Below are 23,070 nucleotides of genomic sequence, written 5' to 3'. Positions count from 1 at the left end.
ATTTGAAATGCAATATTGAAACGGCCCTATTCAGGCTGCCGGTACAGACCTGAATTTAAAAACGCATGTCGAGTCCGACGCGCACATTACGCGGAGCGCCATAGTAGGAATTGCCGGTCGTCGTGTAGTAATACTTGTCAAACGCGTTATACAAATTGACCGACAAGGACAGTTGCTTGCTGAACTCGTAACGCGCCATCAAATCCACTATCGAATAGGCACTTTGGGTGAAGCGCGCCTTGGCCGGGCCCATGCCATCTGTGTAAATCTCGTTTTGCCAGCGCACGCCACCACCGACAGTCAAGCCATTGCCGATACTGGCGATGCGATAGGTACTGAACAGCTTGAAGGTATTTTGCGGAATGTTGGTCACAAGACGTTTCTTTGCCGGCCCGGTGGTAATGCCCCGCGAGAAGCCTGCTGACGCCTGCCAGTTGCGCGCCAGTTCTCCGCCCATTTCCAGTTCCACGCCGCGCGTGCTGGTACCCGACACCGCGTCATAGGCCTGCGTACCGTCAGGCGCAAATACGCCCGGCAGCGATACGCCCATATTGTCCTGCTTGATCTTGTAGAGCGATGCAGACAGATTCATGCGCTTGTCGAAAAATTCGGCCTTGGTACCGACTTCAAAACTGTTGCCAAGCAGGGGATCGATGAAATCGCCGTTGACCTTCTTGAGACTCTGCGGCTTGAAGATATCGGTATAACTTGCGTAAGCAGTCCAATTGTCGTTGAAGTCATACAGCACACCCGCGTAAGGCGTAAGGCGATTGTTCTCGGAGCGGGCAACCGTGCCGGTCTTGGTACGCGACCAGCTGGTTACACGCGAACCGAGGATGATGGACAAGGCATCAGTGGGCTTGAAGCGCGCAGTGGTATAGGCGCTATCGGTTTTTTCTATGTCGCGGTAAGCGCTGGCGACGGGAAGCGCCGGTCGGGCCGGCGATACGCCATCCCAGGTATAGATATTCGGCACATTCAAAATATTCCATCCACCATAAGCGGGCGAGTCGACATTGGTCCGCGCCAGCGTGGCGCCTACCACCAGATCATGCTTGCGCCCGAACAGATGGAACGGGCCGTTGGCGAATACGTCCAGACTGTTTTGCGTCGGATTGCCTACCCAGCGACTGCCGTACAAAAGAACCCCGGCACCCGTAGCAAGCACCGGGTTACCGCCGGTTGCGTAGCCAAGCAACTCATCGTAATCGACCTTGTTTTGCGCCAGCGTTCCCTTGATGCGCCATTCATTGTCGAACTGGTGTTCCAGCGAAGCGAAGATCGATTGATTGTGACGTTTTGAATAGGCCCATTCTGCCGCCGCCGAGTCCGATCTATCCCAGATCACGCGCGTGCCATCGCTGTAATAGGCCGGCAATGCACCGCGAGCATGTCCGGTTGCGTCGTGATTCTGCAAGGTGACGCCGAAGGTGGCGAGGGTTGAGCGAGACAGGTCAGCTTCGACTATGCCGTACAGGACTTCCTTTTTTTCGTGCAGGCGATCGAGGTAGGAATCATTTTCCTGATACGCGGCGACCACGCGTCCGCGCAGGGAGCCGGATTCATTCAGCGGCGTGGAGATATCTGCTTCTGCCCGATAGTAATTCCACGAACCGGCTTCCACTTTGGCCGAAGCCTGGAACTGCCGGGTCGGAAGCTTGCGCATCAGGTTGATGGTCGCGCTGGGCGTGCCAACCCCATTCATCAGACCGGTTGCACCGCGCACCACTTCCACCCTGTCATACAGCGCCATGTCATTGGTCTGGAAGACCGAGGCGTAGCCTGAGAAGACCTGTCCTACGCCATCCACCTGATAGTTTTCCACCGCAAATCCGCGTGAATAGATGGTGCTGGAATCCGAGCCCATATTCCCGCCTTGCGACATGGTCAAGCCGGGGGTTTGCGCCACGATGTCTTGCAACTGGGTCAAACCCTGGTCATCCATGCGCTGACGCGTAATCACGCTCACCGATTGCGGCGTTTCGCGTATCGAGAGATTCATCCTGGTCGCAGTGCTGGCACTCCCTGTCGTGTAGGAGCCGCTATTCTCGGTAGTTGCACCAAGTCCGGCAGCCGTCACCAATACCTCAGGCAATACCGCGCTTTCGCGCGGCGCATCAGCTGATTTTTTAACCAGCGTATAACTGCCATCGGCGCGCGCCGCGATATCCAGGCCGCTGCCTGCCAGCAGTCTTGCGACCGCTTCACGAGCCGAGTAACTGCCTGACAACGCGGAACTGACCAGCCCTTCCGTCAACGCGGGCTCAAAAGACAAGGCAATACCGGCTTGCGCTGCAAAACTGGATAAATTGCGACCGAGCGGACCAGCGGCGATGTTGTAGGACTTGGCGGCGACTGCATCCAGCGTATTGGCCGCAGCGTGGACGTTGATGCTGGTAACGGCAGCACCGGCCAACATCATGCTCAGCAGTGCAATGCGGACGGCTTGGTTCAAAGGGCGCTCAACACAGCGCGGACGTGCGGATGACATGGCAGGGTATTCCTTTCGGATGACAAAGTGGTTTCTTCACCCTGCTTGCCAGCCGAAAGCAAAAAAAGTATCAGCAAATTCGAAAATATTTTTATCCGGTGTTATTTCGTTCAACGCGGGATCAGCGTGACCCAACGGCCACCCAGTCGTGTCACTGCATCAACCGGATAGGTCGATGCCAGCATCGCCAGGGCCTGATCAGTGTCAGCGACCGGGTAGGCACCAGAGATAAGTAAATGCGCTACCGCCGGATCGACGCGCACGATGCCACTGCGATAGCGCGATAGCTCAGACACAAAATCCGCAAGGCGCATCTTGTCTGCCATCAACATGTCCTGCAACCAGGCTATTACTGCATCGTCGGCTTCGGTTGAAGCGGCGATATCGCGATTTGTAAATGAGGTTTGCTGGCCTGATTGCAGCACGTGTTGCGTTGACCTGGCATTTTTTGGCGTGATACGTACGGCACCTTCCAGCACCGCAATATGCGTGATGCCGTCTTGCTGACGCGCACTGAAGCGCGTCCCTAGCGCCTCCATGTTTCCTTCGATTGAATTGATGCTGAAAGGTCTGTGGGTAGCGGCAGTATCGGGTGCGGTCTGTATCAAAATTTCGCCTTCGCGCAATTTGACGGTGCGCTGCCTGTCATCAAAATACACATCGATTGCGGTTGCCGTATTCAGCGCAATGCGCGTACCGTCCGCAAGGGTGATGCTGCGTCGTTCACCAACCGCAGTATGGTGATCGGCAGTCCATTCTTTTGCATCGATCAGTCGCCACGTACCCCAGCCGGCAGGAACCACTGCCAGTAAAACTGCAAGTTTGATGACGGCGGCGCGTCTTCCGGTATTCGTTGGGCGGCGCAAGGTCGGCATTGCCAACTCAAATGGCAAGCCACCAAGTTTATTCATCAACAGTTCTGCTCGCGCCCATGCACGCGCATGTTCCGGACTGCGGTTACGCCAACGCTCGCAAGCGCTGCGAGTATTCTCATTGGATGCGCCTTCATGTAACTGCATCAGCCACTCGGCTGCTTCATCGAGAATCTGCGGATCGATCGCTATAGTGTGGTTCATGATTGATATTCGATGAAGCTCAGGCAATGCAGGAACGCCTGCTTCATATAACGCTTGACGCTGATCAGCGACACGTCGAGCTGTTGCGCGATGGCTTCGTACTTCATGCCTTCGATTTGCGACAGCAGGAATGCATGCTTCACTTTTGCCGGCAATGCATCCAGCATGCGATCGATCTCATGCAGGGTTTCCAGAATGATGTAGCGCTGCTCGACTGATGGTGCTTGCTGCTCAGGCAAGATCGCCAATGCATCCAGATAAGCGCGCTCCAAAGCCTGGCGCTGATACCAGTTGATCAACAAGCCTTTGGCGACCGTCGTCAGATAGGCGCGCGGCTCCTGCACGGTTGTCACATCGCGCGAGGCGAGGATACGAGTGAAGGTATCTTGCGCGAGGTCGGCAGCATCGAAAGTATTGCCCAGCTTTTTACCCAGCCACGCTTGCAACCAACTGTGATGGTCGGCGTATAGCGTGCCGATATCGTGCTGCGTGGAGCTTGTTGCGAAAGCAGACATGCGGTATGCCTTATTTTTCAGCAGCGTGCAACGCACAGTCTGGCTCGTCTGCATTCGTATTCGCCAGCATGACCGAACCTGCACTCAGGCTGCGCACGAAATGCATGGCCTGTGGCTGCTCGACCAACACGCACTGTTTGCCAGTACGTTTGCAGTGATCCTGTACTCGCCAGTAAGCGTCATGACTGACGCAACCGGTTTGGCAGATCACCATATCCGCTGCAATCAGACTTGCCTCCAGCGTAGTTTCATCCACGCTCTCCCGGCCGTCATGACGCAGGAAATGACCGCCGGCTTTTTCAATTGCCTGCTGGGCGACGATAGCAACCGGTTCATCCTGACCTATGCACAGCACTGACTTTTTACGCAGATCAATAGGTATTGCGAATTCGCCTGATGCAGCCTCGCCCGTGACTATGACTGGCTTAACTTTGCCATGCAAACCCAAACGTTCACGCAACAGGTCCTGCACATGCCCAGTTAGCGTTTCCACGCGGCGCGCCAGGGTTAAACGTGTAGGCAAGCCGGGTATCGTTACCTGCAATTTACTCAAATCTTCACGCGCATACGCCAGCGCACTATCGCGCACCATGACTTCTGCACGCAGACGCATGATTTCAACCCGCATGCGTCCAGCTTCTGTCTGCAAGGCTTCAATCTGATCGACCTGTCTTGCCACCAATTCACTGCAGCGATTCTGGACGCGACCGTACTCGTTGAGCAGCACACTGTGCTCACGCGCGATATTCTCGAAATTCTTGCGGGACTTGCTCATTATTTACCTCCACCCTGATCAATCGTCGCTGTGGCAAACCTCGTTAGGACAACGCGCAGAACAGCAGATGCAAGCAATTATAAATGATAATGATTCCTATTAGCAGGAAAAATTCTTGATGCCGAGAGTCATAGAGCAACGATTAATTAAGTCACCGTCAGGAAAAATGGATAAAAAAATCCGCCCTAAAGCGGATTCAAATACTTACGCATGCTTATTTTCAGACATCCACCAATAATTCATTAGTAAGTTGCTTGCAAAGTCAGCATTGCATTACGTGGCTCTCCATACCAATTACCGCCCGTTGTGCTGCCTAATGTACGGTAGTAATTCTTATCGAATAGATTGTTGATGTTCAATGCAGCCGTTAGGTTTTTGTTGAACTTATAAGCTAAACGTGTTGACCATACAGCGTAAGCAGCTTGCTCAAACCGTAGCGTCCCACTGGTTTTGTACGTCTTGCTTTGCAAGTTGACACCAATACCGGCACTCCAAGCGGAGAGTTCATTTGGCAACTGATGGTTTGACCATAACCGCACGATGTGACGTGGAGTAAAAGTCGATAGCGGTTGATTTTGGTTGGCGCTGGGCGCTCCCGTAGCCGTGCTATCACGCAGATATCGCGTCTGGTTATAGGTATAACCTGCGGCCAATTGCCAGTTCGATGACAATGCTCCGTTCAACTCTGCATCCAGTCCCTGACTACGAACTTTTCCTTCCGCAATGAAACATGCCCCGTTGGTTGGCGAGCCAGCGCAAGGAGTTGGATTGTTAGGATCTGTTTGGGAACGATTGGATTCCAGAGTGCGGAATACAGCCAAAGACGCATTCAGACGACCATCGAGAAGTGTGCCCTTGATACCTGCTTCGTAATTATCCCCCGTCGCTGGATCCAAACGCTCACCAGCCGCAGTGAATTGATTAGCTTGCGAACGGAAAATTTCGGTATAGCTGCCATATACCGTCCAAACCGGATCGATATCGTACGTTAGAGCGGCGTAAGGCGTCACATTGCCAGATTCCTTGTATGGCTGAGTATTAAATGCACCTGTAATTTGATTCCGTGTTGAAGTTTCCCACTGGCTAACGCGTGCGCCCACGATCAACTTGAGCGGGTCACTCAAAGCAAAGCGTAGCGAACCGTACATCCCGGTTTGATCCAGTTTATTCAGCGTATTCGTCGCCGCGCGCGCAACCTGGGTCGGTGCCACCGCATAGTTATACGGATTGAATGTAAATGGATTGACGTTTGGATTAGCCACCGTGTAAAGCTGGCTATAAAGATCATATTCGCGTTGCTGATAATTCACGCCGACGATGACGTCATGTTTGCGTCCATAGGCAGCGAAACTACCTTGCAGCGTGGCATCAATGGCAGTCTGCTTACCGTCGAGTTTTTGCCGAAAACTGGAAAGCGTTGGTCCCAAATTTGTTGCCGGATTCACAGTCCCAAAATTCGATCCACTTAAATCACTATTGTCTTCATGCATGCGTGAGATGCTGATCTTCAACTTCCAGTCATCATTAAAGCGATGATTCAGATCAGCAAAAAGCGTGGTTGACTCAATTTCCGTACTCGACCAGGCGGCGTTCAAGTATGTGGAACGAGGTAATCCGAGATCTTTTCCATTTGAATAACGCGGCAAGCCACCATAGAACGGAGTCATGTCATTTTTCTCGTAGCTGATACCCGCGCCCAAGGTAGTACGAGGCCCAATATCTGCCTCCACAATTCCGTAGAACACTGAGCGTTTGCTTTCAGCAACGTCATAGAAAAATTTCTTGTCTTCTTGCGCTGCCACGAATCTGCTGCGCACTGTTCCGGCGTCATTCAAGGGCAAGCTCAGATCAACGCCTGCGCGATAATTGTCCCAAGTGCCTGCACTCACTTGAGCAGTCAGTTGACGTGTTTCGAGCGGACGTTTTCGGACAAGGTTGACGGTACCACCTGGTTGTCCGGCACCGTTAAACAGCCCCGCCGGCCCACGTAACACTTCGACGCGGTCATAAACAGCCAGATCGGGGCTGACAGCAAAGCCATTACCGCGCTGTGTCGGCACACCATCATATTGGACAGTATCAACTGCAAAACCACGAGAATAGAAAGTCCGCTCGTAACTACTACTCTGCTCCACCGTAATACCAGGTGCGTTCAACAGCGCGTCGTCCAGCGTCCGTAGATTTTGGTCATCAAGACGTTGACGTGTGACTACAGATATCGACTGCGGTATTTCGCGCAATGCCTGGGTTGATTTTCCGATAGACGCAGCGGATGCACCATAGGATCGACTGCCTTCAGATGTTGCATCCAGCGCAGCGGCCATAACGGTCACTTGCGGCAAAGTCGTTTCGGCAGCGGCTCCACTAGTTGCACCTTCTGGACTTTTACGAAGTACATAGTGCTTACTGCCTCTCGCCGCCGCCTCTAATCCTGTTCCTTGCAACAAGCGTGACAAGCCTACTTGTACCGTATAACTTCCTTGCAAGTCTTGCGATACAAGCCCCTTAACCAGCTCCGGCGGAGCACTGACACTTACTCCAGAATCTGCGGCAAACCCTGTTAATGCTGTCGCCAACGCTCCGGCAGGAACATTGAATTTTTTTGTGGCTTGCGTGCTGACTGCTGCCGGCTCGACTGTTTGTGCTGATGCAGGCAAAACAATCGCACATGCCATAGCCAGCAAGGCACTACGTACGGCATATGCAGTAACCGCAGGCGCCAAACGAAGCGCATGCATTTCGGGCGAAGTTGAAGTATCGGCGACGCGGACGTGACCAGAAAATCGAGCAGACATGAAGCGTTTTCCTTTGATGTAAACCATTGATGTTTAGGTACTGATATCAACAGGACACACGAACGGAAACGAAAGGGCCAAATTAATTACAGATTTTTTGATTTATTTTCAGCAGGGACGATGGTTGCCCAGTAACGCGTACGGAAATGGATTTGCACCGGCAGCAATTGGGCGACGTTTTCCAATGCAGCATCGGTATCGGCTAATTGAAATGCACCAGTGATACGCAAACCCGCCACAGCAGGATCACAACGAATCACACCGGAGCGATAGCGCGATAACTCTGCGGCAAAGGTATCAAGCCGCATGTCGTCAACCGCCAAAACTCCACGTACCCACAAACTTGCATTTGCATCGAGCTCAGTTTTTTGATCAACGCCATCCACCATCAAACCGGATTGCTCGCCCGCATCCACTCGCTGTATCAGGCCTGCGTTATGCACAGGTTTTAATTCGACCGCGCCTTGCAATACAGAGACGCGACTACGTCCATCATCCTGTCGTACGACAAAGCGAGTGCCGATGGCGCGTATGTCGCCCTGTTTCGTGTTGACCATGAATGGACGGCTCATGACTGTCGCGAATGCCAGTGGATCAAGTGCGGTTTCAATCAATATTTCACCCCCGTGCAAAATGACGAGTCGTCGCGACTGATCGTAGGCAACGTCAATTTCGGTGCTGGTATTAAGTTGAATTTTGGTGCCATCTGCCAAAGTGATTGCGCGTTGTTCGCCAGTATTGGTGGCGTAATGATTTGCACTGTTGCGACGACTAAGCTCATTGTAAGCAAGCCATCCTGTCGGCGCGGCAACCATCAATATTGCAAGCGCCTTGATCGCATCGCGCCGCTGCACCGGCCGACGCAAGATCGGCGAACCGATCTGCGCCGGAACCATCCCAGCGCGATGGCTGACATGTTGCGCACGTCGCCACGCACGTTCGTGCTCGACATCACTGTTGCGCCAACGCTCGAATTTTTCTACCTCGGCGGCGCTGGCTTCGCTCGACTCAAACAGGATGAACCATTCGGCAGCCTGCATCGCAACGCGTCTATCTAACGACCGTTCGCTGGTGGCAGTTTGACGCGTATCGGCGTGTGCGAAAGTAGAAAAAATACTCATGGTGCAAGCAAAATGCATTCGGTCATGGCTTGCGCCATGTAGCGTTTGACGGAGCGCTCGCCGATATTCAATTCTGCGGCAATCGCGGCATACGTCAGTCCCTCAATCTGAGACAACACGAATACGGCACGCACTTTGCATGAAAGATTGGCCAGCATCGTGTCAATTTCTTGCAAAATTTCTAGAAGGATCAACTGCTGCTCTGGCGATGGCGCGGTTTGCTCCGGCATGCTCGCCAACGCGTCGAGATACGCCTGTTCCAGCGATTGACGTCGCAAATGATTGATCAACAAACGTCGCGCAACCGTGGCGAGATACGCACGCGGCTCACGCAGCAAACCGTGTTCCGGCAACAAGCCGGCCGCAGTCGGCGCAGTCATGATCCGAATGAAAGTATCCTGCGCCAGATCAGATGCTTCAAAACTATTGTTGAGGCGTCGATTCAACCAGCCGCGCAGCCAGACGTGGTGATCCACGTACAAGGCTTCAATGGCATGCGATGAATTAAGCTGAGTAACGGACACGGGGCCTCACAAAAGCGCAGAATCAGGATTTTGCAAATAGAAGCTTGTCTTATATGCAAATGAGAACTATTCCTAATAGTAGCGTGTGAAATATTGAATGTCGAGAATTGCCTGCGTATATTGATGCATGGCTACAACGCGGCTTTTTGTTACAGAACAAACGAATTATCACGAAGGGAATTGAGATATCTCATCTGCCGCCATCGACGATCATAGAAATCGCATCCGTAATTGCGCGGACACATACCTCTGGCAAAGCGATGTATTCTTGTCTTATCTAGAAAATCATCTACAAGCTCGCTACCCACCGTAAAATTTTAGACCGCGCGAGCAATTCAAAACCAATTTCCCATGTTTGATGAAGACAGAACATATCGCACCAGTGATTGAAAGCAAACCACCGTCACGCCTCGCCAAGGCGGCATATGGCATTGCCGGTGGCGTATCACTGATATTAGGCGTAATTGGTATCTTCTTGCCCGGACTGCCCACGACGCCCTTCATTTTGGTAGCCGCCGCCTGCTTTGCGAAAGCGTCGCCGCGCGTGCATCAATGGATGCTGCAACATCGCCTGCTCGGTCCCGTCTTGCGCAACTGGGAAGAAGATCGCAGCCTGACGCGCCGGACAAAATGCGTAGCGATCATTTCAATGGTGTTGACGATGGGGGTTTCCGTCTGGGCCTTTGCAGATCAACCATGGATACAGATAATCTTGGTGCTGCTGGGATTGATAGGTGCAGTGATCGTATTGCGGATACCGACACGCGCTCACAACACAGAGCGGCCACGCTAATAAATCATCTTTCAAAATGATAAAAGCGCATCGTGCAAAACACGATGCGCTTTTACTTTGCTGTATCGACTCTGGTTCATTTCAATGCATTGCGCATCGCAGAACATTAATCTTGGCAAGCGAGACTATTTATTTCTTGTCGCGCATCCGTTCAATCAGCAAATCACCGTATTTCGAAGTCGATACCTTCCCGCCTATATCTGCGGTGCGGCCATCAACGGTTGCGACAGTCGCATCAATGGCATCGCGCAGATCCCGTGCGATCTTGTGCAAACCCTTGTGCTCTGCCATCAGTGCTGCAGCCAGCAGCAAGGCGGTCGGATTGGCCAGGCCCTGGCCGGCGATATCCGGTGCCGAACCATGCACCGCCTCAAAGATGGATGCGCCTTCGCCGATGTTCGCTCCCGGCGCCATACCGAGACCACCGACGAGGCCGGCGATTTGATCGGACAGGATGTCACCAAACAGATTAGTCGATACCAGCACGTCGAACTGCCACGGATTCAATACCAGTTGCATGGCGCAGGCATCAACGATGCGGTCATTGAATTCGATCTGGTCGGCGTAGTTGAGGCCAACCTGTTTCGCGGTTTCGAGGAATAGTCCGGTCAATGCCTTCAGCACATTGGCCTTGTGGACGATAGTGACTTTCTTGCGGTTGTTACGCACTGCATAGTCAAACGCGAATTTGGCAATACGGCGACTGCCCGCACGCGTATTGATGCCGGTCGCCATCGCGACTGCATGCGCATCGTCGCCGATAGGGACGTAATGTTCGTGACCGACGTACAGGCCTTCCAGATTTTCCCGCACCATGACCAGATCGATTTTTTCGTAACGACCACCTGGCACGATAGTACGCGCCGGACGCACATTGGCGTAGAGCTGGAAGGTTTCACGCAGACGCACATTGACGGAACGGAAGCCGCCACCAACCGGTGTCGTCAACGGACCTTTCAAAGCGAGGCCGTTGCGGCGAATACTGTCCAGCGTGGTTTGCGGCAGCAGGTCGCCGCCTTTTTCCAGCGCATTCAAGCCGGCTTGATGTTTGTCCCACGCAAATGGATTACCCATTGCATCGAATACGCGTTCAACGACATCAACAATTTCCGGGCCGATGCCATCGCCGGGGATCAGGGTAACGGGAATTTTTTTATGTGTATTGTCGTTCGTCATATCGTGTCCAGTGAGGTGTCAATTGTCGAAGAGCGCCGAGAGCAAAAACTTGTGATCCAGCCCGACGCGGAAAGTACAGTGTAGCGCCATAGCCTTACAGTAGCTTACAACGCTCTTGAATTTTGTACAAAACGACTTCGATAATATGCATTTGTGCTTGTGCGTTATAGTAGCGGCAGCTCTGAAGCCGGGCATGAACCCGATCACTATCGCTATCATGCTGGCGGCCGCTTTTTATCACAGCAGCGCAAAGTTTTCAGTTTTTTAATCGTTTTAAATTGGGGAATATAGATGGCACAAACAGAAATCAAAGTAACAAAAGGCGCAGGCAAATTGCAACACATCGTTACCGCTGGCCCACACTCGTTAATCGCTGACGCACCATCCGCATTCGGTGGTGACGATGCCGGTTTTGTACCGCACGATTTGCTGGCAGCCGCACTCGGTGCATGCACCGCTGTTACATTGAATATGTATGCAGGTCGCAAGGAATTGCCGCTGGAAAAAGTTGACGTCTCGGTAATCGCTGCCGAACAAGATGGCGTGTATGTTTTCAACCGCACCCTGACCTACTACGGCGACCTGAACGCAGAACAAAAAGAAAGCCTGAACAAGATCGCTGATAAATGTCCGGTACACAAGGCATTGTCGGGCGAGATCAAGATCGTCACGCTGTCGAACTAAGCTGCAAGCAAAGCAAGCGCAGATCGTTTCCCTGGAAATGATCTGCAATCATGAAGATTAGAAAGCGAGTCAACCATGGATACCGATCAAAGCGCTCTGGAAACCGTCGTCGTGCCGCGCACGCGCGACCTCGGCGACAATTTTGAAGTACGTCGCGCCTTGCCGACTACGCAAAAACGCATGGTCGGGCCTTTCGTTTTTCTGGATCAGATGGGACCGCATGCGTTTATCGCCGGACGCGGGCTGGATGTGCGGCCGCATCCGCACATCGGCCTCGCTACCGTCACGTATTTATACGATGGCGAAATCGAACATCGCGATAGCGTCGGTTCGATTCAAACCATACAACCAGGTGCGGTTAACTGGATGACGGCCGGTAGCGGCATCGTGCATTCGGAACGAACCGGCGCCGTATTGCGCGCCCAAGGCTCATCGCTGTACGGCTTGCAGTGCTGGGTTGCTCTACCCAAGAAACATGAAGAAACAGCCCCCGCCTTCGAGCACACGGCCGCCGATCAACTGCCTATCATCGAAGGCGATGGTGCGACCGCCAAAATCATTGCCGGCAGCTTCTTCGGCAAACAATCGCCGGTCGCCACGCTATCGGATCTGTTTTACGTTGACGTGCAACTGCAGGCGGGCGCGCGACTCGATATACCGGCCGAATATCCGGAACAGGCAATGTATGTGATCGAAGGTCAACTCGATCTGGGACGCGATGGCGTTTTCCAGGCAGGTCAGTTGCTGGTATTGAAGGCCAACACGGCCGTCACATTGCGGGGCGCCGGTCCGGGTGTGACCAAGGTCATGCTGCTCGGCGGCGAACCGATGGATGGCTCGCGTTACCTGATGTGGAATTTTGTATCCAGCTCGGCGGACCGGCTGGAACAAGCCAAAGAAGACTGGAAGGAACGCCGCTTTGCCGACGTGCCAGGCGAGACAGAATTCATCCCCATGCCGGACATACCGGGCAAGCCGGTCGGCTATCCCTGATCCTCGGTTGAAACTGCGCTGATACTGCATCTGACAGTGCATTACAGCTGCGCTGCAGCAGGCAATACTGCCAGTTACGAATGCTTGCCGTCGTAGGCCTGATGTGGCAACGCAGAGGTATCGACATTTTCCAGGCAGCGCGTATTGATGGCAGCCATCTCGTTGCCCGACGGATCGGTGCCGAATGCATAAGGCTGGCAACCGCAAGTCGGACAAAAATGATGGGCGATCACGTGCTTGTTGAATTTGTAGACGGTGGATTCATTTTCACCGGCACGGAAAGTGAATTTCGCGCGCGGCACAAACCACAGCAATGCGCCTTTGCGTGCGCAGTATGAACAATTGCATTCGATGAGTTGCTTGATGTCGCCTTCGGCCTCGAATTTAAGTTTGCCGCAGTGACATGATCCTTGATAGTTCATGCTTGTCTCCTGATTTTAATTTTCTGGAAAACTGCTGACTACAAGCGCTTAGAAGCCGACGTCCAAGCCCGGATCGAAGTCCAGCAAACCATGATCCAGTGCGGCGCTGGAACCAGGCCCTTTGGCCTTCGCCAGCATGAGTGCCTGGCTGGCACGCAAAATCATCTTGTCTGCATCATCGTCCTTCATATTGGTGGTCAGCCCAGTCGAAAAAGTCACCGCCAACGAAGGCGCGATCGATGCCCAATCCAGTGCAGCCACTGCATTGGTCAACCGCACGATGGCGCCATCGCTTTGATCCAGCCAGGTAGTCGGCAGGATCAGCGCAAACTCATTCGGACTGATACGGCCAAATGAATCCAGTGAGCGGATTAATGACAATACTGCGCCGGTCAGATTTTTAAGTACCTGATCGCTGATCACGCTACCGTATTGTTCATTCAATGAATGATATTGATCGATGGAAATGACCGCGAAAGAAAACGGATGGCCGGTGCGCTTGGCTCTATCCAGTTCTCCGTCGAGTTTTTCAATCAGGCCGCGCCGGTTCAACGCACCCGTCAAACCGTCGGTAGTTGCAATGGCGCTTAGATCATCGAGCGCGGCTTGCAATGCGCGCACCACGGTGTCGCCGCCCACGCCGAGCTTGACTTGCTCTAACAGAGCAGTCAACTGCATCGTCACCTCTTGAAGATTTTGCGCGGGATTGGTTTGCAAATTGCTCTCCGTATTGGAAAAACAGCATTAAAAATGTTGGATAGAAATGACGACAGGCTCTTGCGACAGGCTCTTTTCAGAAGCGAACTGCACAAAAAATGCGTCGGCTTGATTGTCGTCATTATTTTGACTGAATGCAACATTCATGCGCGCTCTGGCGGCACGAACGCGACACTTGCACGAAAGAGCCGCGCACATAAGCCTGTCAAGGCAAGCTTACCGGTTTTGAAATTGGGGGAATGTTAATTGTTGTGAAGGGGGTGTTGCAAATGTAGCCATGAAGAATGTCCTGAAACAGGGCACTTCGCTGGACTCATATCGGCTTTACTACCGACCAGCCTATTGCGGCCGGTTCTCCAGCTGATCGTAGACCGCATGCGCAATCTGCGCCAGCTCACCCTTGTTGACGCCACCTGACAAGGCATAGCCGAACTTGCCGTCTATCCAGTAGAACACATTGACCGTGCCTTGCTGCGCGAAGCGGAAACCGGTATCCCTGTTCTGCGCCTGGTCGGTAGACACATACAAGGTCAAACGCTGACCGCCTGCTTCCTGATACATGAATTGCGCTACCGGGCTGCCAGTCTCACCCGGCAGCAAGCGACCGCCCACCAGTTCGTAACCCAGCTTGCCCAGCTTGGGCGGATGCATATCCGCACCCGTACGTTTGGATAACCAGGTCACCAGTTGATCTTCCTGATCGGCGCCGATCTCGACCGGGCGCCGCACATCCGGGGTATAGACGCCGTGTGCAATCGCGGCCTGGCGCGCAAATCCTGCCAACGCGATATTGCCGTTGGCGTTCTTGATGGCGGAACGGGCCAGCACGCCTGTCTGCGCAGCACCGTGCAGCATCCAGCCGCCGGCACCGCTGACGATGGCGATCAATACACCCGCAGCAAAGCGCCAGTACGAAGATGAAAATGTTGAGGCATGCTCCCTCGCCGCAGCAGTCAGGCGCGGCGGCACGGCTTCATCCAGCACAGGATTGAAAAGCGCACGCAAGCCCTCATTCTGTTCGCGATAGGTATGGATACGCGCCTGTTCTTCCGGCCGTGCAGCCAGATAGGCCGCAACTTCTTCGCTGCGCGCGTCACTCAGCAAGCCATCGACATAGGCGTGCAGGTCTGCTTCTGTCACCGCAAGCTGATTCATATGATGGCCTTTATTTAACTACCTTTAAGGTTGATACCACTGCTCGACCTTCCATCTGCGCGCGCAATTTTTGTCGCGCACGCGACAGGCGCGACATCACGGTGCCCACCGGCAAACCCAGTGTCGCTGCGACTTCTTCATACGACATTTCTTCCAGCGCCACCAGCAACAAGATCTCTCTTTGCTCGGCGGGCAATGCTGCCAGTGCGGATTGCAGGTCGCGCATTTCCAGACTGTCGGTGTGCGCCACCGCAGGCAATGGCGTATCGTCATCCAACACGTCCGTCACAATCGCCGGGCGCCTGACCTGATCGATATGCAGGTTGTGCATGATGCCGAACAGCCATGCACGCATATCGCTGCCACGCTGCCATGACGATAATTTTTTCCAGCCGCGCTCCATCGTGTCTTGCACCAGATCGTCAGCGCCCGTGCGATCACCGATCAATGCACGGGCGTAACGACGCAGCCGCGGGATGCACGCGATCAAGCGATCGCGCTCATCCTGCATGACAGTCTCCACGACGGTGCGGCCGCAACTGCATCAGGCCTGCTTAATCCTTGACCACGTGCCAGACATCCTTGACCTTGTCGCCGGTACGATCGCCAACTTTGGTGTCGGCAGCAAACAGATACAAGGGTTTGCCCTTGTAGGCGACTTGCTTGGAACCATCGTCACGCGTAACGACAGAATACGGTGGGCTCAATTTGGCATCGCCTGCAGCGACCGGTGGCCAGTTGGCAGCGCAAGGACCGTTGCAGGTACTTTTGCCGCTATCGGCAACGTCTTTATCGAAGGTGTAAACCGTCATGCCGGCGCTATTGACCAGAATGCCGTCCATTTTTTTAACCGGTGCAGTTTGCGCGAAAGCAGCGCTGGAAAAAACCAGGGTGGCAGCTGCAGAGAACAGGATCAGTGAGCGTTTCATTTTTTCATTTCCTTTTCGATCAGGTGGATGACGCTAGAGAAACGATAAAAGCACGGTGTCCAGAGATACGTCAACGCGCTTTCATCGGACAACTTCAAAATACACAGCAATGCGCTGATATACAGGTAAACGATAGAGCGGCAACTTTATTCCATGCAAACGAAAATATTTTTCTACAACGCTATATGCCGCCCCATAGACTACGTCGGCGCGCAATAACATGCTAGTGCCGTCATCTGATAGTGCAAGCAGTGCAGTTAGCCACCACGCATACGGCTCTTGCCAGCGCGCAAAAAATCGACGCAAAAGCAAACTGCATGCACCGACCAATCATTCCTCAAAATCGTGCACAAACACGCGCATACAGCACTTCACACTATCCTAACAATTTACGTACTATCCACAAAAATCATAAGTGGTATCCACACTTCCTATTTCGTGTCGCGCCGTGAATACGTGATATCCACAATCTGAATATCAGTCATTCTTGCTTTTATCCATTGCGATGATTTATCTCTTCTCTGATAGTTGCGGCGTTGAATTAAATAAACACGGATCGCATCCACAGTGTCAGTAAGTTACAAGCTTTTCTGGCGGATGGTTGCGATTACAAATGATCGGATTGAATCAGTTGTTTATTGCAACGAGGGCACCGAGTACGTAATTAGGTGCATTCCCATACCTGAGAGTTGAGAGAAGGCAATTATGAGTGAAACAGTTAACCGTCCGGCGTCATTTCGCTGGATTCAATTGATCCTGGGGATCGTCGCCATGGCGATGATCGCAAACTTGCAGTACGGCTGGACATTGTTTGTCGATCCTATCGCTGCTAAACATGGCTGGAGTCGCGCTGCGATTCAAGTCGCATTCACGATCTTCGTTCTGACCGAAACATGGTTGGTTCCTATCGAAGGCTGGTTCGTCGATAAATTCGGCCCACGTCCGGTTGTTATGGTTGGTGGCTTGTTGTGCGGTTTGGGTTGGTACATCAACTCGTTCGCTGATTCCCTCGCCATGTTGTACTTCGCTGCAGTCGTCAGCGGTATCGGCGCAGGCGCTGTATACGGTACATGCGTTGGTAACGCGTTGAAATGGTTTCCGGACCGTCGCGGTCTGGCAGCTGGCTTGACCGCTGCCGGTTTCGGCGCTGGTTCTGCTGTGACCATCATTCCTATCTCGGCAATGATCGCTACCCGTGGCTACCAAGATGCGTTCCTGTACTTCGGTATCGGCCAAGGCGTCATCGTAGTGCTGGTTTCGCTGTTCCTGTTCCGTGCTCCAGAACACAAAAAAGGCGATGCAGTCGCCAACGTTCAACAAACCAAACGCGATTACAAACCATCGGAAGTTTTGCGTGAACCAGTGTTCTGGATCATGTACGCGATGTTCGTCATGGTTGCAGCTGGTGGCCTGATGGCAACTGCGCAACTGGGCTCGATCGCTCGTGACTTCAAAGTGTTCGACGTTCAAGTCAGCATGATGGGCCTCACCTTGCCAGCGTTGACATTTGCTCTGGCTATCGACCGCGTATTGAACGGTTTGACCCGTCCATTCTTCGGCTGGGTATCGGATCAAATCGGTCGTGAACCAACCATGTTCATCGCGTTTGCTATCGAAGCAGTTGGTATTCTGGCTCTGTTCCACTACGGCCACAACCCATTCGCATTCGTTATCCTGACCGGTATCGTGTTCTTTGCATGGGGCGAAATCTACTCGCTGTTCCCATCGACTTGCGCTGATACATTCGGCAGCAAATACGCAGCATCCAATGCTGGCTTGCTGTACACAGCTAAAGGTACAGCTTCGTTGCTGGTCCCACTGTCAGCAGTGCTGGCTTCGGCTACCGGTGGTTGGTACGCAGTGTTCGTAGTTGCTAGCGCATTGAATGCAACTGCAGCTTTGATGGCATGGTTTGTGTTGAAACCAATGCGCGCCAAGCACATGGCTAAACCAGCTGTCGCTGAATAAGTCTAGAAATACCTGTTGTCCTTCCAGACCGGCTCAGGCCGGTCTTTTTTTTGCCCGCGGATTCCAGTGATTTTTGCAAAGGGCAAAGACATACGACGCCAGCCACATCTTCAAGCAACAACTCTGCCGCTTTCCTTATGTGAGCTGACACGCTCACTTTGCGCACAAGTTCAGGTAGCATGCCTGAATCCACAATGCGCGCCGCACAAGCGGCCACCCACCAGATGAACTATCCCGAGATACAGCAAAGAACCTTCCTGACTTTATTGATCGTCTTTTCGCTCGCGTTCATCGCGATCCTGCTGCCGTTTTATGGTGCCGTATTCTGGGCTGCCGTGCTGGCCATCCTGTTTTCTCCGTTCTATCGCAAATTGCTGATCAGGCTGAATCAGCGCAGCAACCTGGCCGCACTCGCCACCTTGGGCATATGCATGGTGGTCGTGATTATTCCGCTGGTATTGATTTCGATCTCGCTGGTGCATGAAGCAACGAATCTGTATAACAACCTGCGTTCCGGCCAGATCGACTTTGGCGTATTTTTTCAAAAGATCGTTGCCGCCTTGCCGACTTGGGTTGTCAATCTGCTGGACCGCTTCGGCCTGACCGATTTCACCACGCTGCAGACAAAGCTGTCGAATGCAGCAGTACAAGGTAGCGAGTTCATTACCAAGCAAGCCATCAGCATCGGTCAAAACACTTTCAGCTTCCTGGTCAGCTTCACGATCATGTTGTACATCCTGTTCTTCCTGCTGCGCGATGGTGACAAGATCGTCATGCGCATCAAGCAGGCCGCACCATTGAATCCGGAACACAAACGCACGCTGTTCAACAATCTGACCACCGCCATCCGTGCGACGGTCAAGGGCAACATCATCGTAGCCGCTGTGCAAGGCGCACTGGGCGGCATGGCGTTCTGGTTCCTCGGTGTCCAAGGCGCATTGCTGTGGGCGGTGCTGATGGCTTTTCTGTCGTTGTTGCCTGCAGTCGGCGCGGCCCTGATCTGGGTGCCGGTGGCAATTTACTTTTTGGTGACAGGTGCGATCTGGCAAGGTGCGACGCTGATCGCATTCGGCGTGCTGGTGATCGGTCTGGTGGATAACATCCTGCGGCCGATTCTGGTCGGCAAGGATACGAAATTGCCTGACTTCATCGTCTTGATTTCCACCGTTGGCGGTATGGCCTTGCTGGGCCTGAACGGCTTTGTGATTGGACCGGTGATTGCGGCGCTGTTCATTTCCCTGTGGGAGATGTTTTCTGCAGGAAAGCAAAAGCAGGAAGCCGAAAAACACCAGCGCCCTGACTGACACTACATGAGTACTGAGTTAAATACTGCACCTAAATATAGGGCTTACTAATGGGCCAAATTACTAGCCCCAAGTAATGCCTAATGCCCGTCACTGCTGGCTTGACTACCGCGATCAAGCACTGCGTTGCTTTTTGTAAGCGGCTTGCGTCTTTTGCTCGGCATGTTTTTCAGTTTTTCTATTCCGCAAATATAAACATTGCCCGAGCACTGCGGTGCACAGCAACAGTAAATTGGTCAAGGCAAATACCCAGTTACCCAGTGCAAAACTGTAGATCACAAAGCCCAACGATGCGCTGATCTGACCGATGAACAGCCATTTGGACACCCCCGCGCTGCTCTTGCTGCGCCATTGCTTCCATACCTGGGAAGATACGGTGCACAACAATATGAAGGCGCTGGTCCACCCTATCGCTTCGGTCATCATCGCAATATTAGCTCTCCGCTTTGTCCCTGCTGATTGAGTGCAGCTCAATCAATCCAGTCAAGTCAGTGTCGTTAAAACACCTTGCTATCGCGTCTGGTCGGCGTCTTCGCATTCCTGTGCGCTTCGTCCGCTTGTTCCTCAGTCAGTTCTGTCGGCGGTTCCGGCAATTCTTCATTATCGATCCGATTACTGATACCCGAGTTGCCATCTATATGGCTTTGCTCGCCGCTGACGTCATTGTTGTCATTGATACCGCCATTCTTCTTGCCCATACAAACTCCTGGAAATTATTGTAGTGAGACGTCGTTCTGCCGGCATGTCGTCGCGACATGCCGGCAGCAGCCTCAGGCCATTGCCATCATCAATTCTTCCTTGCGCTCCATCATCTCCACGGCAAGTCCTGCCATATCCATCTTTGCCTTTTTGGCCTTGGGAAACATCTCGTCCTCTTCTTCTTTGACGTGGTGATCGATGTATTCGCTTAATACCTTCACCTTGGCGTCATACATCGGATCGTCACCCGACATCTGCTCGATTTGCGCGATCAGGTCTTTGGCGGTCGCATGCTCGACTTCGGCTTCATTCAGCAAGTCGTCGTCCTTGATGGCCGCGCGTGCTGCCGGATAAAAGATTTCCTCCTCTATCGTCGCGTGCACGGTCAGCTCTTCGCATATCTGCATGGCGACATCCACCTTGCCTTCGATGTCATCCTTCTTGGCCAACTTTTCATATTCCTTGAAAAGTTTTTTCAGCTTCTTGTGATCGTCCATCAGCAAACTCACCGCATCCGGGCCGGCTGCCTTGGTAGCAGATTTGGCTGGCGATTTCCTGGCTGGCTTGGCATTCGTTTTGGTTGCAGTTGTCATCATGACTCCCGAAAAAAGTATTAGGTAGGTAATCGGGCTGGCAGCCGCTTCGCCTGGGCCCGGATTGGTAAGACGCTAGCGCCACAACAGCCGAACGCTGCGCCCGTCAGTCAATGTAGTACTGTGCGCGGTGCCTTGCGTATCAGACAGCGGCTTCAGTTGATGTAAGAATATGCCGCTCTTGCCCGCCTTCAACGTCAGCGCCTGCGCAATTTGCCGGGCAAATCTGCGACAATCCCGGTATGAACCCACTCCAGTCTTTGGTAGCAGAACCCTTGCTGCATACCGCCTTCTTCAAATTTGTCGGACTCGGCGATGCCGACGCGGTCGTCACGCATTTGCGCGAATTGACACGCGATGTGCTGGGCAGCATCCTGGTCGCCGATGAAGGCATCAATGGCGTGCTGGCCGGCAGTCCTGCTGCAATTCATGCATTCGAGCAAGCCTTGCGCAATGACGCATTTTTTGACGGCAGCTTTGCCGATATCGCCTTCAAGCACAGCGCGTGTCAAACCGCGCCCTTTGCGCGGATGAAGGTGCACAAAAAATCCGAAATCGTTTTCCTCGGCGTCAATGGCGTCGATGCGGTCAGCAAGACCGGCATCGATGTCAGTCCGCAGGAATGGCGCGAACTGATTGCGCAGGACGATGTAGTCGTCATCGACAATCGCAACAGCTTTGAATTCAAACTGGGCAAATTCAAGAACGCGATCGATCCCGGCGTGGATAATTTTCGCGACTTCCCCAAGTACATAGAAGACCATGTGCCGGAATGGCAGGCCGCCGGCAAGCGCGTCGCCATGTATTGCACTGGCGGCATACGCTGCGAAAAAACCAGTGCCTGGATGCTGGACATGGGTGTGCCCGTGTATCAACTCGAAGGCGGCGTACTCAATTATTTCGAGAAGATGCCGGATGCCGAAAAGGATTGGGAAGGCGAATGCTTTGTCTTCGACAATCGCATCGCACTCGATACCAAACTGCAGGAAACCGCTACCACGCTGGAAGATGTCTACGGCGGCGTACCGGAATGGGAATGGCGCTTGCAACGCGCCAAACGCCTGGACGAAGACAGCGATTGAATCAGGAAATGAATCGAGAAGTGAATCAGCCCGTGCATCAGCGCTTGAATGAGAACGCCAAGCCGGCCAGCAGGAATGGCGTCGGCCCCAGCAGCGTTGCCCTGCCGCCGGGCCCATGGCAAACCCTCATCGATTTTCTGGTCCAGCAATTTCCTGCGATCCCGCGCAGTGAATGGCAGGACCGCATGCAGCGCGGCGATGTGCTGGGCGCGCATGGCCAGGTATTAAGCGTGACAAGCGACTATCAGCCGAACAGCAAGATTTTTTACTTCCGCAGCCTGCCCGCCGAGCCGCGCATTCCCTTCGATGAAGTGGTGCTCTATCAGGATGAGTATCTGGTGGTCGTCGACAAGCCACATTTTTTGCCGGTCACGCCGGCCGGCCGTTATCTGCAGGAAACCCTGCTGGTGCGACTGAAAAATTCTCTCGGTATCGACACGCTGGCCCCCATGCATCGCATCGACAGGGAAACCGCAGGCCTGGTGCTGTTCACGATACAACCTTCCACACGCAATCTGTACCAAACCCTGTTTCGCGAACGCAGCGTCAGCAAATATTACGAAGCGATTGCACCGTATCGCGCCGACCTCGCCTTGCCCCTCATCTATCGCAGTCGCCTGCTGGAAAGTGCGGCCTTCATGAAGATGGAAGAAGTTGCCGGTGAAGCGAATGCAGAGACCGCAATAGATCTGCTGGAAGTCAGCGGTGCGCTGGCGCGTTACAAGCTGGAGCCGGTCAGCGGCCAGAAGCATCAGTTGCGCGCGCACATGGCGGCGCTGGGCATGCCGATAGTCAATGACAGGATTTATCCCGAGCTCTATCCGGATGAAGGTGCGGAACAGGATTACAGCCAGCCGCTGAAACTGCTGGCGAAGGCGATACAATTTACCGATCCTGTCTCAGGCCGGCTGCACCGGTTCGCCAGTACACGTACCCTGTCGTTTTGAATGTTGAATGACGCTTAACCGTTACAGCCACCACCGGACCGAAACGACAATTATCAATATAGGACATCCATGGCACGCGAAACACTAAGAAGTTTTATCGGCAGTCTCGTCAATCCGCTGGCCACCCTGATAGGCGAAAAGGTTGACCGCCGTTTTGGCAAGAGCGCATCGCCAGTACGACATGGGGCGATTCGGGGGCTTGCCTTCATCCTGCTACTGATCCCCATTTCGCTGGTTGCACTGATGATGGTCGGCATGACGATATTCAGCTTTCAAATGCTGTATTCGGGCATGTAAGGACAGCGATCAAC

25 protein-coding genes are annotated in these 23,070 nt (G+C 53.3%); 9 read left to right on the top strand and 16 right to left on the bottom strand.

What is annotated here, in order from left to right; all coding sequences use genetic code 11:
• Window positions 1-55: 55 nt before the first annotated feature.
• The 7 genes from ACFQO0_RS07535 to ACFQO0_RS07505 all read right to left on the bottom strand — a co-directional run bounded on the left by ACFQO0_RS07535 (window position 56) and on the right by ACFQO0_RS07505 (window position 9,297).
• On the bottom strand, window positions 56-2,491 hold the full coding sequence (locus ACFQO0_RS07535) for a TonB-dependent siderophore receptor (protein WP_382233396.1): 2,436 nt from the start codon (window positions 2,489-2,491) through the stop codon (window positions 56-58).
• 110 nt (window positions 2,492-2,601) lie between these two features.
• Entirely contained in the window at window positions 2,602-3,567 is a 966-nt protein-coding gene (locus ACFQO0_RS07530; protein ID WP_382233395.1) for a FecR domain-containing protein, read from the bottom strand.
• On the bottom strand, window positions 3,564-4,082 hold the full coding sequence (locus ACFQO0_RS07525; RefSeq protein WP_382233394.1) for a sigma-70 family RNA polymerase sigma factor: 519 nt from the start codon (window positions 4,080-4,082) through the stop codon (window positions 3,564-3,566). The genes ACFQO0_RS07530 and ACFQO0_RS07525 overlap by 4 nt, the downstream gene beginning before the upstream one ends.
• Window positions 4,083-4,092: 10 nt before the next feature.
• Window positions 4,093-4,857, bottom strand: coding sequence for a DUF2325 domain-containing protein (locus tag ACFQO0_RS07520; RefSeq protein ID WP_382233393.1), 765 nt, complete (start codon window positions 4,855-4,857; stop codon window positions 4,093-4,095).
• Window positions 4,858-5,099: 242 nt separating this feature from the next.
• The gene (locus ACFQO0_RS07515) at window positions 5,100-7,433 is read right to left on the bottom strand and encodes a TonB-dependent siderophore receptor (RefSeq protein ID WP_382233392.1); all 2,334 of its coding nucleotides are present in this window, start codon (window positions 7,431-7,433) and stop codon (window positions 5,100-5,102) included.
• 305 nt (window positions 7,434-7,738) lie between these two features.
• Window positions 7,739-8,773 carry a FecR domain-containing protein gene (locus ACFQO0_RS07510; RefSeq protein WP_382233391.1) on the bottom strand — a complete coding sequence of 345 codons (1,035 nt, stop codon included), beginning with the start codon at window positions 8,771-8,773 and terminating at the stop codon, window positions 7,739-7,741.
• Complete coding sequence (locus ACFQO0_RS07505) at window positions 8,770-9,297, bottom strand: sigma-70 family RNA polymerase sigma factor (protein ID WP_382233390.1); 528 nt, start codon at window positions 9,295-9,297, stop codon at window positions 8,770-8,772. Before ACFQO0_RS07505 ends, ACFQO0_RS07510 begins: the two co-directional genes overlap by 4 nt.
• A 358-nt stretch (window positions 9,298-9,655) precedes the next feature.
• Here ACFQO0_RS07505 and ACFQO0_RS07500 point away from each other — a divergent pair, with 358 nt between their 5' ends.
• The gene (locus tag ACFQO0_RS07500) at window positions 9,656-10,090 is read left to right on the top strand and encodes a YbaN family protein (RefSeq protein WP_382233389.1); all 435 of its coding nucleotides are present in this window, start codon (window positions 9,656-9,658) and stop codon (window positions 10,088-10,090) included.
• A 129-nt stretch (window positions 10,091-10,219) separates the two neighbouring features.
• On the opposite strand, the gene ACFQO0_RS07495 is transcribed toward ACFQO0_RS07500, so the two are convergent.
• Window positions 10,220-11,266, bottom strand: a complete 1,047-nt coding sequence (locus ACFQO0_RS07495) for an isocitrate/isopropylmalate dehydrogenase family protein (protein WP_382233388.1) — start codon at window positions 11,264-11,266, stop codon at window positions 10,220-10,222.
• Window positions 11,267-11,557: 291 nt separating this feature from the next.
• Between ACFQO0_RS07495 and ACFQO0_RS07490 the strand changes: the two genes are divergently transcribed.
• Both ACFQO0_RS07490 and ACFQO0_RS07485 read left to right on the top strand, forming a co-directional pair.
• Complete coding sequence (locus tag ACFQO0_RS07490; RefSeq protein WP_382233387.1) at window positions 11,558-11,950, top strand: OsmC family protein; 393 nt, start codon at window positions 11,558-11,560, stop codon at window positions 11,948-11,950.
• Window positions 11,951-12,025: 75 nt separating this feature from the next.
• Complete coding sequence (locus ACFQO0_RS07485; RefSeq protein ID WP_382233386.1) at window positions 12,026-12,943, top strand: pirin family protein; 918 nt, start codon at window positions 12,026-12,028, stop codon at window positions 12,941-12,943.
• 74 nt (window positions 12,944-13,017) lie between these two features.
• On the opposite strand, the gene ACFQO0_RS07480 is transcribed toward ACFQO0_RS07485, so the two are convergent.
• Both ACFQO0_RS07480 and ACFQO0_RS07475 read right to left on the bottom strand, forming a co-directional pair.
• A complete protein-coding gene (locus ACFQO0_RS07480) occupies window positions 13,018-13,365 on the bottom strand; it encodes a GFA family protein (RefSeq protein WP_382233385.1) in 348 nt (115 codons plus the stop codon).
• Between the two features lie 48 nt (window positions 13,366-13,413).
• Window positions 13,414-14,082 carry a GGDEF domain-containing protein gene (locus tag ACFQO0_RS07475; RefSeq protein ID WP_382233384.1) on the bottom strand — a complete coding sequence of 223 codons (669 nt, stop codon included), beginning with the start codon at window positions 14,080-14,082 and terminating at the stop codon, window positions 13,414-13,416.
• On the opposite strand from ACFQO0_RS07475, the gene ACFQO0_RS07470 reads away from it, so the two are divergent.
• On the top strand, window positions 14,077-14,328 hold the full coding sequence (locus ACFQO0_RS07470) for a hypothetical protein (RefSeq protein WP_382233383.1): 252 nt from the start codon (window positions 14,077-14,079) through the stop codon (window positions 14,326-14,328). The two genes, ACFQO0_RS07475 and ACFQO0_RS07470, sit on opposite strands and share 6 nt — an antisense overlap.
• A gap of 93 nt (window positions 14,329-14,421) precedes the next feature.
• On the opposite strand, the gene ACFQO0_RS07465 is transcribed toward ACFQO0_RS07470, so the two are convergent.
• From ACFQO0_RS07465 to ACFQO0_RS07455, 3 genes are read right to left on the bottom strand one after another with little or no spacing between them, the layout of a single operon-like run.
• Window positions 14,422-15,237, bottom strand: coding sequence for an anti-sigma factor family protein (locus ACFQO0_RS07465; RefSeq protein ID WP_382233382.1), 816 nt, complete (start codon window positions 15,235-15,237; stop codon window positions 14,422-14,424).
• Window positions 15,238-15,247: 10 nt separating this feature from the next.
• Complete coding sequence (locus ACFQO0_RS07460; RefSeq protein WP_382234071.1) at window positions 15,248-15,748, bottom strand: RNA polymerase sigma factor; 501 nt, start codon at window positions 15,746-15,748, stop codon at window positions 15,248-15,250.
• A 43-nt stretch (window positions 15,749-15,791) separates the two neighbouring features.
• Window positions 15,792-16,166: a COG4315 family predicted lipoprotein gene (locus ACFQO0_RS07455; protein WP_382233381.1), complete on the bottom strand. Its 375-nt coding sequence runs from the start codon at window positions 16,164-16,166 to the stop codon at window positions 15,792-15,794.
• A gap of 705 nt (window positions 16,167-16,871) precedes the next feature.
• Between ACFQO0_RS07455 and oxlT the strand changes: the two genes are divergently transcribed.
• A complete protein-coding gene (gene oxlT, locus ACFQO0_RS07450) occupies window positions 16,872-18,134 on the top strand; it encodes an oxalate/formate MFS antiporter (RefSeq protein ID WP_382233380.1) in 1,263 nt (420 codons plus the stop codon).
• A gap of 224 nt (window positions 18,135-18,358) precedes the next feature.
• On the top strand, window positions 18,359-19,438 hold the full coding sequence (locus ACFQO0_RS07445; RefSeq protein ID WP_382234069.1) for an AI-2E family transporter: 1,080 nt from the start codon (window positions 18,359-18,361) through the stop codon (window positions 19,436-19,438).
• Between the two features lie 114 nt (window positions 19,439-19,552).
• Here ACFQO0_RS07445 and ACFQO0_RS07440 read toward each other — a convergent pair whose 3' ends face one another.
• The 3 genes from ACFQO0_RS07440 to ACFQO0_RS07430 all read right to left on the bottom strand — a co-directional run bounded on the left by ACFQO0_RS07440 (window position 19,553) and on the right by ACFQO0_RS07430 (window position 20,730).
• The gene (locus tag ACFQO0_RS07440; RefSeq protein ID WP_382233379.1) at window positions 19,553-19,864 is read right to left on the bottom strand and encodes a hypothetical protein; all 312 of its coding nucleotides are present in this window, start codon (window positions 19,862-19,864) and stop codon (window positions 19,553-19,555) included.
• A gap of 71 nt (window positions 19,865-19,935) precedes the next feature.
• A complete protein-coding gene (locus ACFQO0_RS07435) occupies window positions 19,936-20,136 on the bottom strand; it encodes a hypothetical protein (protein WP_382233378.1) in 201 nt (66 codons plus the stop codon).
• Between the two features lie 72 nt (window positions 20,137-20,208).
• A complete protein-coding gene (locus ACFQO0_RS07430; RefSeq protein WP_382234067.1) occupies window positions 20,209-20,730 on the bottom strand; it encodes a hemerythrin domain-containing protein in 522 nt (173 codons plus the stop codon).
• A 242-nt stretch (window positions 20,731-20,972) separates the two neighbouring features.
• Between ACFQO0_RS07430 and trhO the strand changes: the two genes are divergently transcribed.
• From trhO to ACFQO0_RS07415, 3 genes are all read left to right on the top strand, one after another.
• Window positions 20,973-21,812: an oxygen-dependent tRNA uridine(34) hydroxylase TrhO gene (gene trhO / locus ACFQO0_RS07425; RefSeq protein WP_382233377.1), complete on the top strand. Its 840-nt coding sequence runs from the start codon at window positions 20,973-20,975 to the stop codon at window positions 21,810-21,812.
• A gap of 8 nt (window positions 21,813-21,820) precedes the next feature.
• The gene (locus tag ACFQO0_RS07420) at window positions 21,821-22,759 is read left to right on the top strand and encodes a pseudouridine synthase (RefSeq protein WP_382233376.1); all 939 of its coding nucleotides are present in this window, start codon (window positions 21,821-21,823) and stop codon (window positions 22,757-22,759) included.
• A 69-nt stretch (window positions 22,760-22,828) separates the two neighbouring features.
• Window positions 22,829-23,056, top strand: a complete 228-nt coding sequence (locus tag ACFQO0_RS07415; protein WP_382233375.1) for a hypothetical protein — start codon at window positions 22,829-22,831, stop codon at window positions 23,054-23,056.
• The last annotated feature ends 14 nt before the right edge of the window (window positions 23,057-23,070 follow it).

This window comes from Herminiimonas aquatilis, assembly GCF_042665175.1.
GTDB classification, from domain to species: Bacteria; Pseudomonadota; Gammaproteobacteria; order Burkholderiales; family Burkholderiaceae_D; genus Oxalicibacterium; species Oxalicibacterium aquatilis.
Note: the sequence above shows the minus strand (reverse complement) of the source record. Positions and strands in the feature narration are given on the sequence as shown.